Source organism: Micromonospora sp. DT62 (assembly GCF_049847285.1).
Taxonomy (GTDB): domain Bacteria; phylum Actinomycetota; class Actinomycetes; order Mycobacteriales; family Micromonosporaceae; genus Micromonospora; species Micromonospora reichwaldensis.
In genome coordinates this window covers 62,585-76,134 of sequence record NZ_JBNCOB010000023.1, presented here as the reverse complement: position 1 = coordinate 76,134, position 13,550 = coordinate 62,585, and the positions used below count along the sequence as shown (strand labels likewise).

11 protein-coding genes are annotated in these 13,550 nt (G+C 71.4%); 8 read left to right on the top strand and 3 right to left on the bottom strand.

The window, feature by feature from the left end:
- Positions 1 to 2: 2 nt before the first annotated feature.
- Genes glf through ACPXCB_RS25375 form a run of 3 tightly spaced genes read right to left on the bottom strand, consistent with a single transcriptional unit; the run spans position 3 to position 2,897 of the window.
- Complete coding sequence (gene glf / locus ACPXCB_RS25385; RefSeq protein WP_425878070.1) at positions 3 to 1,208, bottom strand: UDP-galactopyranose mutase; 1,206 nt, start codon at positions 1,206 to 1,208, stop codon at positions 3 to 5.
- Complete coding sequence (locus ACPXCB_RS25380) at positions 1,205 to 2,125, bottom strand: phosphotransferase family protein (RefSeq protein ID WP_425878068.1); 921 nt, start codon at positions 2,123 to 2,125, stop codon at positions 1,205 to 1,207. Before ACPXCB_RS25380 ends, glf begins: the two co-directional genes overlap by 4 nt.
- Positions 2,115 to 2,897 (bottom strand): phosphotransferase, encoded by a 783-nt coding sequence (locus ACPXCB_RS25375; protein ID WP_425878067.1) that lies wholly within the window; start codon positions 2,895 to 2,897, stop codon positions 2,115 to 2,117. The genes ACPXCB_RS25380 and ACPXCB_RS25375 overlap by 11 nt, the downstream gene beginning before the upstream one ends.
- 921 nt (positions 2,898 to 3,818) lie before the next feature.
- On the opposite strand from ACPXCB_RS25375, the gene ACPXCB_RS25370 reads away from it, so the two are divergent.
- The 8 genes from ACPXCB_RS25370 to ACPXCB_RS25335 all read left to right on the top strand — a co-directional run bounded on the left by ACPXCB_RS25370 (position 3,819) and on the right by ACPXCB_RS25335 (position 13,550).
- Positions 3,819 to 4,769, top strand: a complete 951-nt coding sequence (locus tag ACPXCB_RS25370) for a ParB/RepB/Spo0J family partition protein (RefSeq protein ID WP_425878065.1) — start codon at positions 3,819 to 3,821, stop codon at positions 4,767 to 4,769.
- Between the two features lie 36 nt (positions 4,770 to 4,805).
- Positions 4,806 to 6,320 carry a class I adenylate-forming enzyme family protein gene (locus ACPXCB_RS25365; RefSeq protein ID WP_425878063.1) on the top strand — a complete coding sequence of 505 codons (1,515 nt, stop codon included), beginning with the start codon at positions 4,806 to 4,808 and terminating at the stop codon, positions 6,318 to 6,320.
- An 80-nt stretch (positions 6,321 to 6,400) separates the two neighbouring features.
- Positions 6,401 to 8,074, top strand: coding sequence for a condensation domain-containing protein (locus ACPXCB_RS25360; protein WP_425878061.1), 1,674 nt, complete (start codon positions 6,401 to 6,403; stop codon positions 8,072 to 8,074).
- A 2-nt stretch (positions 8,075 to 8,076) separates the two neighbouring features.
- Positions 8,077 to 8,343, top strand: a complete 267-nt coding sequence (locus tag ACPXCB_RS25355) for an acyl carrier protein (RefSeq protein WP_425878132.1) — start codon at positions 8,077 to 8,079, stop codon at positions 8,341 to 8,343.
- Positions 8,344 to 8,346: 3 nt separating this feature from the next.
- Positions 8,347 to 9,546: an AMP-binding enzyme gene (locus ACPXCB_RS25350; RefSeq protein WP_425878060.1), complete on the top strand. Its 1,200-nt coding sequence runs from the start codon at positions 8,347 to 8,349 to the stop codon at positions 9,544 to 9,546.
- The gene (locus tag ACPXCB_RS25345; RefSeq protein WP_393171021.1) at positions 9,539 to 10,267 is read left to right on the top strand and encodes an SDR family NAD(P)-dependent oxidoreductase; all 729 of its coding nucleotides are present in this window, start codon (positions 9,539 to 9,541) and stop codon (positions 10,265 to 10,267) included. The genes ACPXCB_RS25350 and ACPXCB_RS25345 overlap by 8 nt, the downstream gene beginning before the upstream one ends.
- The gene (locus ACPXCB_RS25340) at positions 10,264 to 12,642 is read left to right on the top strand and encodes a peptidase domain-containing ABC transporter (protein ID WP_425878058.1); all 2,379 of its coding nucleotides are present in this window, start codon (positions 10,264 to 10,266) and stop codon (positions 12,640 to 12,642) included. Before ACPXCB_RS25345 ends, ACPXCB_RS25340 begins: the two co-directional genes overlap by 4 nt.
- Positions 12,639 to 13,550 (top strand): transglutaminase domain-containing protein, encoded by a 912-nt coding sequence (locus tag ACPXCB_RS25335; protein ID WP_425878057.1) that lies wholly within the window; start codon positions 12,639 to 12,641, stop codon positions 13,548 to 13,550. Before ACPXCB_RS25340 ends, ACPXCB_RS25335 begins: the two co-directional genes overlap by 4 nt.

The window sequence follows — 13,550 nt, the reverse complement described above, 5'->3', positions numbered from 1 at the left end:
GCCTACTCTTTGTCGTCGGTGGTCGGACCGGTGGACCCGAGCGGGCGCCGATCGCGGAAGTAGGGCACGATCCGGTTCTCGAACATCGCCAGCGCTGAACCGATCGCCATGTGCATGTCCAGGTACTGGTAGGTGCCGAGCCGTCCGCCGAAGAGCACGTTGCGCTCGGCGGTCTCCTGCCGGGCCAGCATCCGGTACGTCCGCAGCGCGTCCCGGTCCCCGGCCGTGTTGATCGGGTAGTACGGCTCGTCCTGGTCGCCGGCGGAGCGCGAGTACTCCCGGACCAGCACCGTACGGTCGCTGCGGTACGACCGTTCCGGGTGCATGTGGCGGTACTCCACGTTCCGGGTGAACGGCACCGACTCCTCGGCGTAGTTGATCGTCGTGGTCCCCTGGTAGTCGCGGACCGGTGCCACTTCCCGCTCGAAGTCGAGCGTGCGCCAGCCGAGCCGACCCCCGCTGTAGCGGAAGTAGCGGTCCAGCGGCCCGGTGTAGACGACCGGCGTCCCGTCCGGAATGGCGTCGGCCAGCTCGAAGAAGTCCGTGTTCAGGCGCAGGTCGATGCGCGGGTCGGCCGCCATCCGCGACAGCCAGGCGGTGTACCCGTCGACCGGAAGGCCTTCGTACGTGTCGTTGAAGTACCGGTTGTTGAAGTCGAACCGCACCGGCAGCCGGGCGATGACGGACCCGGGAAGTTCCTTCGGATCTGTCTGCCACTGCTTGGCTGTGTATCCCCGGAAGAACGCGTCGTAGAGGGGCCGCCCCACCAGTGAGATGCCTTTTTCCTCGTGGCTCGGATCAGGAGGGAGTTGGCCGATCTCGGCCGCTTGTTCGGCAATCAGTGCCCGTGCCTCGTCGGGGGTGAGGTAGCGGCCGAAGAATTGGCAGATCGTCGCCAGGTTGACCGGCAGGGGATACACCTGCCCCTGATAGAGGGTGAAAGCCTTGTGCCGGTATCCGGTGAACGCGGTGAAACGGTTGACATAGGACCAGATTCGTTCGTTCGAGGTGTGGAAGATATGCGGGCCATATCTGTGCACCTCGATTCCGGTGTCCGGGTCGACCTCCGAGTAGGCGTTGCCACCGTGATGGTCACGCCGTTCCAGGACCAGCACCCGCTTGTCCAACTCTGCGGCGGTCCGCTCGGCGATCGTCAACCCGAACATACCGGATCCGACGACCACCAGGTCGTAGCCTTCGAATGTCATGTCACTGCCTCTCCCAGTAGCCGGGCCGCCGACCGGCGCTCGTCGCTGAGGCGCTGCTTCCATTCGGCCACTGCCTGCGGCTCCTTCTCGGCGAAGAGGGCGACGTAGGAAAGAGCCGTGATGATTTTGTGCAGGTGCAGCCCGGCTTCGACGTCACGTGGCGGGGTCGGGTGGGTCCGGTGCGCCGCATAGGCGGTATGGAACGCCGCCCGTTCGGTGTCGTCCGCGAAGCACCACCAGTCGAGCTTCACGAAGTCCTCCACCGGGTCACCGGGCCGGGCGAAGTCCATGTCCAGCAGCCATACGTCGCCGGATGTGTCGACCAGCACGTTGGGTAGGTGCACATCGAGGTGGGTCAGCCGCGGAGACATCGGCGGCAGCATCTCGGGGACCAGTTCCAGCAGTTTGGCGACGAGCCGATCAAGATCGCTGGGGGTAAATATCTCCAACCTGGCTGCCCGGGCGGCGTAGCGGCGGATCTTGACAGCGACCGTGTCGTGGATGCTGGTCGGCCCCTCCGCGGTGTAGGAGATGTCGTGCAGCCGGGCCAGCACCGCGCCCAGCCGTTCGAGTACCCGCCGCCGCTCCCGCCCGTCCCGGGCGGCGAAGTGGTCCTCGGCGTCCGTGCCGTCGATCCACTCCTGGACGAGGAAGGCGTGCCCGTCGCCGTCCGATCCCGAACCCAGCAGGCGCGGCACCGGCACGCCGTGCGCCAGCGCGGTCCCGGTGGCCCTGCGGGCTCCCAGGAAGTCGTCCGCTGCCCGGGAGTCTTCGTTGATCTTGACCAGGTAGTCGCCGTCGGTGGTGTGTACCCGCCATCCGGTGCTGAAGATGCCCTTCGTGACCGGTGTCGCGCCCAGCGGGGCCGCCTGCGGTACCACCGAGGTCAGGATGTCGATGGCCGCGTCAGCTTGCATCTGAGCCTCCGGGGGAGTGGACGCCGTCGTACAGGTCGGTCAGTTCGGTCAGGCAGCGGTGCGCCAGCGCCGCCGAGGCGGCCCCCGGCCTGCTGCTCGCGCTCATCAGGCGGCTGAACAGGTGCAGCCGCAGGTAGAGGTCGACGGTTGGCGACCGTGGGTCGAGGCCGACCCACTCCGGCCACCGCGCCGGCGGCAGGCGCCACTCCCAGGCCAGCCTGACCAGATCCAGTTCGGGGTCGCCGAAGGTCGCCAGCTCCCAGTCGAGAAGGACCGGGCCGTGTTCGGTCAGGATGACGTTGCCGGGGTTCGGGTCGCTGTGCAGCAGGTGGGGGCGCGTGTCTTCGAGCATGTCGAGCGCGTGGTGCAGGGTCCGGCACTGCCGCGCCTGCGTGGTGAGACCCAACGTCGTCAGTGTCCCGGCGTACGCGTCGAGCCGGCCCGCCAGGAACCCGGCCCAGCTCGGTTGGTCGGGCGCGTGCAGCCGACCGAAGGCCGGCCCGGTGATCGTGTGCGCGGCCCGCAACGCGGCGACCGATGCCCGCACGTCGAGGGCGCTGGCGGGGTTCGGTGCGCTGCCCCGCACGTACCGGATGAGGGCCGCGCTGTGTCGCCCGAATGTCGCGCTGCCGATGACCGCGGGTACCGGCGCGCGTCCACGCAGCGACTCGAGTGCTGCCACCTCGGTGTCGCGGCGCCAGGCAGCGGTGTAGAGCTTGAGCACGGCGAGGGGGCGCAGCACCAGCACCCGGTTGGTCTCCCGCTCGGTCACGACCGCCGCTCCGGTCTGGTGCCCGGTGTCGGGCGAACCGTCGTCGCAGACCCGGCGCGGGTGCCTGTGTCCGCGCCGCGGTCGGCAGGTCGACCGTCGGGCGGGCTCAGGCGCGTCCGTGCCCGCGTCGTACGGCTCACCGCGCAGCCCGTATCGCGGGGCCGGCAGGAGTCCGCCCCCGGAGCCGGTGTCCTGGCAGGACGCCTCCTCCGGCGGCCGGTGCCCCGCATCCTGACGACCCTGCCGGCGGCCGGGCGGGGTGGCGGTGCGCGGCGACAGTGGCCGGCAGCTTCGATTTCTGTGGCATTGCCCCGCCCGTATTAATTGGTTTGCTGGTGTCTCTGAAGTGTTTTGTCGAGCAAGGACGGACGGCATTTCTCGAACGTCGCGCCCGCCTTCGACCGGACACTGGCCAACGGTCTTGGGGCCTGCATAGTACCGACCGTGATGGTGATCCACAAGCATGCTCGTAGCCCATTTGCGTCAGAGGGTCGCCACCCTCCGTGTTGCTCCGCCGCAATTCGAGATGGGCTGCGGCGGTTTCTGTGCTGAACAATTACCGACCGTCCGCGGGTCCTTTACGCACTGATGCTGCCGAGGCGTCCCGGTCCTGCTTGAGGTCAAACTGTCGGTACGTTCGCCGTTACCGTTCGAATTGCTGTCGACGGCGTCTGGAAGGCGTCTGCCTGCGGTTGTAGCATGGCCGCCACGGGTATTTCGTGGCGGACGGGTAATGGTGGCGGCGGCTAAATCGTCGGCTAAGTGCGACTGTGCGTCATCGCGGGAGCACGGACGATCAGCGTCGGCACGACCATTCTCACTGTGGCGACTTGGCGCGAGGGAAGAATGAAGAGACGACCGGATAGCGACTCCACCGCGCAGCCCGCTCAGGCGGGGGAGGCAGCGGCTCCGGAGGTCGACGTGGCCGACGTGCGCTCGTTGCGGGTCGGCTTCTCCCCGAGACTGGACGGGATCAGCGCGAGACACGTCACGACCCTCGTCGAGTCGACCGCCGAGCTGCCACCGATCGTCGTGCAGCGGTCCTCGTTGCGGGTGGTGGACGGCATGCACCGGCTACGGGCCGCGCGTGTGCGGGGTGACCGCCACGTGCCGGTCGTCTACTTCGACGGCTCCGACGCGGACGCCTTCGTGGCCGCGGTGCAGTTGAACCTCGAGGACGGCCTGCCGCTGAGCGCCCGGGACCGCCTGGCGGCTGCCAAGCGGATCCTCGCCTCGCACCCCCAGTGGTCCGACCGCCGGATAGCGGCGGTGTGCGGCGTCGCTGCCAAGACCGTCGCCGGCCTGCGGCGGCGTTCGCTGGACACGGGCCACCACCAGGACGTCCGGATCGGCCGGGACGGGCGCCGGCACCCGGTCTCGACGGAAGAGGGCCGGCGGTTGGCCGAGGCGATCGTGCGTCGCGAGCCTGATGCCAGCCTGCGCGAGGTGGCGCGTCGGTCAGGCATCTCGGTCGGGACGGCCTTCGACGTCCGCCGCAAGGCGCTCGGCGGCGGCGCCTGTGTCCCGGCCGGGCAGAAGGCCCCGGCGCCGCCGCTCGCCGAGTTGGCAGCCGTCTCGTCCCCCGACGGGGTGCCGATGACGGATCAGGACCTCGCCGCCAGCATCCGGCTACAGCTAGAGCGGCTCCGCCAGGATCCCGCGCTGCGCTACACGGACCACGGCAAGGCCCTGCTCCGGCTGCTCACCGGGACGCTCGCCTTCATCTCCCAGTCGTCGAACACCGCTGGCAACGTCCCCGCGCACTGCCACGAGTCGCTTCGGGCTGTCGCCCAGGCCTGCGCGGGGGGCTGGTACCAATTCAGCCAGATGCTGCCCGAGGAACGCAGGCGGCACCGGAGGGTCGGGCGTTGAGCCTCGCCGCCAGGGGCAGCTCAGCCCGGTCCTGACATGCGGATCCACACCCTGCTGGACACCGCCGCGCGACGGCATCCCCAGCGCACCGCGGTCGTCGACCGGAGTCACCGGTGGAGCTACCAGGAACTCCGGCAGCGAAGCGTCAACCTGGCCGGTCGGTTCCGCGCACTGGGCCTGCTGCCGGGGGACCGGATCGCCGTGCGGTCCGGCGGCGCCGGCTTCGCCGCGATCCTGTTCGCGGCGGCGTACGCGGACCTGACGCTGGCGCCGCTGTCGGCCACGATGCGTCCGTTCCAGCTGCGGGCGGTACTCGCCGACATCGAACCAGCCCTCGTGGTGGGGATCGACCCCGCAGCGGTCGAGGTGCCCGCCCGCACCTGGTCGGCGGGACAGTTCGGGGAGATCCTGGAGACGCTCGACGCGCCGGTCGGGGAGGCGGACCAGCCGGATGCCGGCCGTGCCGACGGTGACCCTCAGGTGCCCGCCCTCCTGATGTACACGTCGGGCAGCAGCGCGCGACCCAAGGGGGTGGTCTGTCCGCACGACAGCGTCCTCTTCGCGACCCGGGCGATCGGACAGGTCCTCGGCTACCGGCCGGACGACGTCGTGCTCTCCTGCGTGCCGCCCTCGTTCGACTACGGGCTCTACCAGCTCCTGCTCGCCACGGCTGCGGGCGCGCGGTGGGAGGCGCTCGAGGCAGGCGAGGGGATCGCCCTCCTCGAACGGATGACCCGCGCGCGGGCCACCGTCGTGCCCGTGGTGCCGGAGATCGCCACCGCGCTGCTCCGGCTGGCGGCCAGGAGAGCGCTCCCGGCACCGCGGTCGGTCCGGCTGTTCACGAACACCGGCGCCCGGATGTCGCCACGGCTGGCAGCCGGGCTGCGCGACGCGTTCCCGGGCGCGGCCGTGGTGCAGATGTACGGACTGACCGAATGCAAGCGAGCCACGATCCTGGAGCCGGACGGCGACCTGGAACGCCCAGGGTCGGTCGGGCGCGCGATCCCCGGCACCGTCGTACGCGTCGTCGACCGTCAGGGGCGACCGCTACCTGCCGGCGAGGTCGGCGAGGTCGTCGTCGAGGGCGCGAACGTCATGGCCGGATACTGGCGCGACCGGCAGCTGAGCGCCGCCACCTTCCGGGCGACCGCGGCTGGCCGGCGGCTGCACACGGGCGACCGCGGCCACCTGGACGTCGACGGCCACCTGTATCTGCACGGTCGCGGCGACGACGTCTTCAAGCACCGGGGCGTGCGGTCGAGCACCGCCGAGATCGAAGCGGCCGCCATGGACATCGACGGCGTCGACGGGGCTGCCGCCGTCGCGCCGGACGAGGCGAACCCGCTCACCGTCGTGGTGGCCACCGTCCTGCCGGAGAACGACGTGCTGGCGGAGCTGGCGCGCCGCCTCGAACCGGCCAAGACGCCGGAGCGTTGCGTCGCGGTCCACGCGCTGCCGCTCACCCCGCACGGGAAGGTGGACCGTCAACAGATCCGCGCGATCGCGCGTCCGCACCCACCGCCGACCCCCGTTCAAGTGCGGATTCCTTGACGGAGTCCGGGGAGTTGCTAATCTGCCGATCTTGAATCTGGCCTCCGGTAGGTGACCACTGCTGCTGGGATGAGGACCGTATGTCGTCGCGACCCACCCGCCTTGAGGCGGTCGATCTCGACACGGCTGTCCATCCCCTGCTGCCGGGCCAGCTCGCGCACCACCGCGCCCTGTCGGGGACACCGGAGCAGGGCGGGGCGGTCTGGATGTCCTACCAGGTCACCGGCCCGCTGGACGTCGCCGCATTCGTCGGCGCGGTGCGCTCGACGGTCGCCCGGCACGCGGCGCTGCGGATCGGTGTCACGACGCTCGACGGCGAACCTGTCCAGTGGGTCCGGCCGATGCCCGACGACCGTCGGCTCGTGGCGATGACCCAGGTCACGGCGAACGACACCGAGCAGTTCAGCCGGTACGTACGCTCCGTCCTGGCGGCGGACCTCCAGCGCCCCTTCGACCTCGCGGTCGAGTACCCGTTCGTGCTGCGGTTGCTGCGGTTCACTCCGGCTCTGCACGCCGTGCTCGGGGTGTTCTCCGCCTACGCCGTCGACGCCACCGCCCGGATGATCGTCGTACGCGACCTGTGGGGCGCCTACTTCGGCGGCGGGACCGACGCCGACCCGGTGCCCGCCGACTACCTCGCCGCGGTGACCGGCCAGGCCGCCGCCGCCGACTCGGCGCGCGCCCAGGCGGTGTCCGCGTACTGGCGGCAGCGTGGCCCGTGGCTGCCGCCCCGGTGCCAGTTCCTTCCGGGGCTCGGCGGGCCGTCCGCGACCGTCGCCCACACCGAGCTGCTGACCCTGGTCGAGGACGAGTGGAAGGACGTGCGCGAGCGCTGGCAGGCCGCCGGCTTCAGCACCGTCCAGTGGCTCCTCACGTTGTTCGCGGCCACCGTGTTCCAGCTGACGCCGCAGGACCGCCTCGTCGTTTCGATCAAGCTGAACGGCAGGCGTCACGCCGACCAGGGTGTCGTCGGCATGTTCGACGTCGTCGTGCCGGTCGTGCTGGACCGGCCGGACCGGCCCGCCGACCTGCTGGTGCAGGTGCGGCGGGAGCTGTTGTCGGCGACCTCGCGCCGCACCGTCACGCGGCAGGCGTTGGACGACATGTGGGCGACAGCGGTCCGACGCCTGGGACGGCCGGTCCACGACACCCTGTCGATGACGTACCTGGAGGACACCGCCGACCGCGACGACGTCGACGACGCCGACGGCGGCGCGGTCACCATCGAGCGCGGCGCGTACACCCCGACGTTGGTCAGGACCGCCGACGGCCTGCGGATCGCCGCGAACGAGCGGCCCAACGGGCTGGGCGTCCGGCTGACCGTCGACGGCGAGACCATGTCGCCGGCCACCTTCACCAGGTTCGTCGCCGCCTTCCGCGCACGGCTGGCCGGAGACGACCCGGCCAGCGCCGCGCCGGCGACGGAGAGCGGCCCCGGGCTCACGCCACTTCGCGCACCCGACGGTGCGGTCGTGCTGGTCGTCGACCTGGCCGAGGTGACCTCGGTTCTCGACTCGCACCCCGCGGTCGCCTCCGCCAGGGTCTCGGTGGAGGTCGCCGAGGACGGCGGATCGCGGCTCGCCGCCGAGGTGACGACCGCCGACGCCGCAGTCACGGCGGACGATCTCGCCAGCCACGTCCGTTCCCACGTCGCCGGCCGGCCGTTCCTGGCGGTCCCGGTGCGCATCGCGGTGGTGTCCGGCACCGCCGCGGACGAACGGTCCGAGGAGCTATTCATGGATGGAGTTGGTTGAGCGTGGAGAGCGTCCGCGTCGACACGGTGATCGACGAGGAGACCCTTGACACGGTGGCGAAGCGGGTGCTCACCGTGCCGCCGGTCGGCGACGCGCCGCGCTACACCGGCGCGATGCAACTGGCCGAGCTGGAGATCGACAGCCTCGTCGTCGCGGAACTCATCGTCGAGTTCGAGCAGGAGCTGGGCGTACTCCTGGACGTCGTCGCCGTCGACCGGATGGAGACGCTCGCGGACCTCTGCCGGGCGCTGCAGCCGGCAGCGGGCTGAGCCATGCCCGTGACTACCCATGCCGATCCGCTGGCACAGCGGATCGTCCGGCTGCGAGAGGCGGTCGCGGCGACCGGCCTGCGCCACCTCGCGGTCGAGGTGGCCGCCGGGCCGGATCTCGTGGTCGCACTTCGTGCGCTCCGCCCGCTCGACGCGTCCGTGGTCGTGGTGGGTCCGACCGTCACCGCGTCGGCGCTGGCGGAGCTGCGCCCGCAGGCCGTGCTGAACGTCGCGAGCGGGCGGATCCGGCCCATCGAGGAAGGCGGCCGGCCCTCCGACGCAGGGCCGGGCGGGCTGTGGATCTTCTCGTCGGGCACCACGGGTACCCCGACCCCTACCTACTGGCCGTGGCCGGAGCTGACCCGCGGCGCCGACTGGGACACCGCGCACCGTGACGAGAGGTGGGGGATCGGCTACGCGCCCTTCACCTACGCCGGGGTGGAGGCCGTGAGCCAGGCGCTGGGCAGGGCCGCCAGCATCGACTTCCTCACGCCCACCGACCTGGCCGCCGGGACGGGCGCGCGCTACGACGTCGTCGCCGGCACCCCGTCGTTCTGGCGGATGGCGGCGCTGCACCGCGGGACCGACGAGGACCGACCGCAGGTGCACACCGTCTCGATGGGCGGCGAGCCGGTGGACGCCCAGCTGCTACGGCTGATCGAGTCGGCGTTCGCGCCGCAACGCGTCCTGCAGTTCTACGCCAGCACCGAGCTGGGCCGGATCGCCACCGTCTCCGACGGGCTGCCGGGCCTGCCGCTCTCCGTCCTCGACGGGTACGGGCCGACCGGGAAGGCACTGACGGTACGTGACGGCGAGCTGCTCCTGTCCTCGGCGCCCGGCGCACCGTACCTGCCGACCGGGGACGCGGCGGCGATCCACGGTGGGCGCCTGCACATCCTCGGGCGACGCGGCGAGGTCATCAACGTGGGTGGGGTGAAGGTCGTGCCCGGCCACGTGGCCCGGCTGCTGCAGGAACATCCGGACGTCGTCGCGGTCCGCGTCTACCCGGTGCGCAGCAGCGTGCTCGGCGCCGTCGTCGGCGCCGACGTCGTCACGCCGCCGGGCTCCGACCGTGACGTGGTCGTGCAGCGGGTCAAGGCCCATGCCCGCCGCGTACTGGCCCCGGCGGAACAACCGCGTCGCGTCACCGTCGTCGACCAGCTTCCGATGGCACCCTCCGGAAAGGCGGCCCGCGGTGAGTGAGGCGCTCGGGACGGTCTTCGTCACCGGCGGTACCCGGGGCATCGGGCTGGCTGTCACCCGGCAGCTGCTGACCGTCGGTTACCGGGTGGTCGCCGTGGCGCGAACCGCTCCCCGCGAGTTCGCGGCCCTGCGGGAGTCCGTCGGCGACCCGCTGACGTTCGTCGCCGCCGACCTCACCAGCGGCGACGATCGGCTCGCGGTGGCCAACCGGCTACGGGAGTGCGCCGATCTCCACGGTCTGGTCAACAACGCGGGGGTGGCGAGCGCGGCTCTGCACGTGGCCGCCGCCCGGTCGGACATGACCCGGATGTGGCAGCTCAACGTCGAGGTCCCGATGTCCCTGTCCCAGGCGGCGGTCAAGGCGATGTACCGCCGTGGCGGGCGCATCGTCAACATCACCTCGATCGCGGCCCATCGGACCTTCCGTGGGCTCGGCGCGTACACCGCGACCAAGTGCGCTCTGGAAGGGTTCTCGAGGGTGCTCGCCGCCGAGGTCGGCAGCCGGGGCATCACGGTCAACTGCGTCGCTCCGGGCTTCATCGACACCGCCATGACCGCATCGATCGAGGACGGCCTCCGTGCCGCGATCAATCGACGGAACATGCTCAACCGGGCCGCCACCGTCGCCGACGTGGCGCGGTCGGTGGAGTTCCTGCTCTCACCCGCCGCGGAGGCCATCACCGCGCAGGTGCTCCGGGTCGACTCGGGCAGCGGCGGATGAGCACGCTGGACAAGACCGGGCAGGCGGAACAGGCCCCCCGGCCGCCGGAGGCGACGAGCCTACCGACGGAGTTCACCGACCGACGGCAGCGCTTCCGGCGCGAGGCGTTGCGTCACCACGGCGTCAACCGGGATGCCGGCGACGCGGTGGAGCTCGGCTGGCGGGCGCTACCCGGCCTGGCCGCGTTGCGGGGCCTGCGGTGGCGCAATGTGCGGGCCGCGCTGCGGGTCTCGCGCACCCGGGTTCCGGTCGTGCTCCAGTCGCAGATGAGCGAGTGTGGGGCCGCCGCGCTGGCGATGGTCCTCGCCTACTTCGGTCAACCGGTCCCCCTCGACGAGTTGCGTACCGAGACCAACACGGGCCGGGACGGGGTCGCGGCCCGCGCGATGCTCGGTGCCGCGCGGCGGCGCGGCCTGGTCGCGCGCGGAGTCCGGGTCTCCATCGAAGGGCTGCGCAACCTCCCCCCGGCGACCATCCTCTTCTGGAACTTCATCCACTTCGTCGTGTTGGAGCGGGTGACCGACACCCACCTGTACATCGTCGATCCGGCCTTCGGTCGGCGTAAGGTCAGCCTGGCCGAGGCCGGCAAGGCGTTCACCGGTGTGGCGCTGGAGTTCCATCCCCCGGTCGGCACCACGACGTCGCGGCGAGGGGCCGACGCCCGGAACCTCGGCGCGAGCCGCCTGCCGTACCTGTCGAAGTTCTTCCCGCGTACGGCCGCCTGGGTTCCACTCGCGCTGACCTCGGTCGCGCTGACCCTGTGCGGCCTGGCGGTACCGGCCGCCTCCACCTACGTCGTGCACCGGGCGGGCCAGCCCGACGAACCGGTCAGCGCCTGGCTGCTGTTCGGGGCGGCGGTGGTGCTGTTCGCGATGTACTTCTGGATGCAGACCGTCCGTCGGCTGGCCCTGCTGTCCGTGCAGACCCTCGCCGACAAGTCGGTGACCCTCGGAGCGGTCCACCACCTCGTCGCCCTGCCGTTCGACTACTTCGCCCAGCGCCACACCGGCGACCTCTCCATGCGGGTCCGGACCAGCAACGCGGTCCGTCAGATCCTGACGGGATCCGCGCTGTCGGCCGTGCTCGACGGGGTGCTGGTGCTCGTGTACGGCGGGCTCATCGTCGTCGCGGACCGGCGTCTCGGCGCGCTGGTGCTCACCCTCGCCGTCGCCCAGCTCGCTCTGCTCGCGTTCAGCTGGCGCAAGCAGGAATACCTGACCGCGGCGTTGTTGGAGGCGCAGGCGAAGAGCCACACCGAGCTGTTCCAGTTGCTGGACAGCGTGCCGACGCTGAAGGCCTCCGGGCTGGAGGGTGCCGCGGCGGAGACCTGGAGCCACACGTTCGTCGCCGAGGTGAACGCCAGGACCCGCAGCCGACGGTTCCTCGGCGTGTGCGAGGCCGCCAGCACCGCGATCCAGTTCCTCGCTCCGCTCGCCGTGCTCGCCGCCGGTCTGGTCCTGCTCGGTCGCGGCGAGATCTCCCTGTCCCGGGTGGTGGGCTTCTCCGCCCTGGCCATGGGAATGTTCGTACCGTTGGCGAGTCTGGTGCAGACCGGGCTGGAGGTCGCCGGCCTGAGGGCCACGTTGACCCGGCTCGCCGACATCCTGGACGCGCGACCGGAAGCCGGCCCGGACGCGGTGGTGCCGTCCCGGGTCACCGGCGCCATCACGCTCGACGACGTGCGGTTCGCCTATCCGGGCGCGCGGACGCCGGCGCTCGTGGACGTCAACGCACAGATCGAGCCCGGGCAGTTCACTCTCATCCTCGGTGAGTCCGGCTCCGGCAAGTCGACGCTCGCCATGCTGCTGGCGGGGCTCTACCTGCCCAGCGCCGGCACGGTGTCCCTCGACGGCACGCCGACGGATCAGCTGGACCGGCCGGCCGCGCGGCGGTCGATGGCGTACGTCCGGCAGGACGCCCGGCTGTTCGGCGGGACCATCCGGGAGAACATCGCGCTCGGCCGGCCGGAGTGCTCCCTGGAGGACGTCATCGCCGCTGCCCGGCTGGCCGAGGTCCACGACGACATCGACGCCATGCCGATGCGGTACGAGACGCTGCTCGGCAATTCCGGGGCGGGCCTGTCCGGTGGGCAGATCCAACGCATCTCCCTGGCGCGGGCCCTGCTGCGGAACTCCGAGCTGCTGATCCTCGACGAGGCGACCAGCGCCCTCGACCGGCTCACGGAGGACCGCATCATGGCCAACCTGCGCCGGACCGGGCGCTCCCTGGTGGTCGTCGCCCACCGGCTCTCCCATCCCGAGGCCGCCGACCAGATCCTCGTCATGAGCGATGGCAGGCTCGTCCAGCGTGGCCGCCACGAGGACCTGATGGCCGAGGACGGTCTGTACCGGCGCCTCGTGGGAGGTGCCTCGTGACGGCCGAGCGTTGGCTCGACCCGCAGGCGCTCGACGCCCTGCTGCCGCTGATCCTGCAGGTGCCGCACTCGCATCGGCGCTTCGAGATGGACGCTGCCACGGCCGCCGCCGAGTACCAGATCGACGGGCCGGGCCTCGACGTCCTCGTCGCCGCCGGTCTGCCCTCGGCGGCCGGCGCGGACGGCCTCCTGTTCGACGCCACCGACCTGCGCAACGTCTCGGTGCACCTGGACCCGCGCTCGCGCGGACGCAAGGTCCTCTCCTGGTGGATCCGCGAGCTGGGGCGCCCGACCGCCCATGCCCGCTACCGGATGGACTACGTGGCGCAGTGCCCGGAGCCCGGGCACGACGAGCCGTGCCGGTGGCGCCTCGCGGTGCCGGACGATGCCTGGCACGAGACGACGGCGGCACAGGACCGGGGCGGCGTGCTGCACTCGGTGACGTTCGACCGGCCGCGGACCTGGCCGGAACTGCCGACCGCGGTGCTCGACCTGCTGGCGGAGACCCGGCACATCCGGTTCCTCTGGCTGCCGGAGACGTTGCGCGCCGACAGCGCCTTCGTCCGTGACACCGGGATCGGCGACTGCGTCGGCGTGGCCCACCTGCTGGTCGAGGAGGCCCGCAGGCGGGGACTGACCGCCCGGTTCTCCTTCGGCAGGTCCCTGACCCCACCGATCTCCGCATCGCACTCGTGGGCGGAGTTTCAGGTCGACGGGGTCTGGGTCCCGGTCGACCCGGTGCTCCTGGACGCCCTGGGACAGTGGGGCATGGCCGGGCCAGAGTGGCAGCGCGACCGCTCGCTCGGTGCCATTCTCGGCCGCGTCGGACCCAGCTGGCGCGACCTGGTGACGCACGCCGGTCAGCCGGTTTTCGCGAGATTTCCAACCTACCGCGACACGGGAGGGTGA

Excerpts from the sequence above, each read along its gene's own strand:
- ACPXCB_RS25365 (WP_425878063.1), top strand. The coding sequence starts at position 4,806 with ATGCGGATCCACACCCTGCTGGACACCGCCGCGCGACGGCATCCCCAG.
- ACPXCB_RS25360 (WP_425878061.1), top strand. The coding sequence starts at position 6,401 with ATGTCGTCGCGACCCACCCGCCTTGAGGCGGTCGATCTCGACACGGCT.
- ACPXCB_RS25340 (WP_425878058.1), top strand. The coding sequence starts at position 10,264 with ATGAGCACGCTGGACAAGACCGGGCAGGCGGAACAGGCCCCCCGGCCG.
- glf (WP_425878070.1), bottom strand. The coding sequence starts at position 1,208 with ATGACATTCGAAGGCTACGACCTGGTGGTCGTCGGATCCGGTATGTTC.
- ACPXCB_RS25350 (WP_425878060.1), top strand. The coding sequence starts at position 8,347 with ATGCCCGTGACTACCCATGCCGATCCGCTGGCACAGCGGATCGTCCGG.
- ACPXCB_RS25380 (WP_425878068.1), bottom strand. The coding sequence starts at position 2,125 with ATGCAAGCTGACGCGGCCATCGACATCCTGACCTCGGTGGTACCGCAG.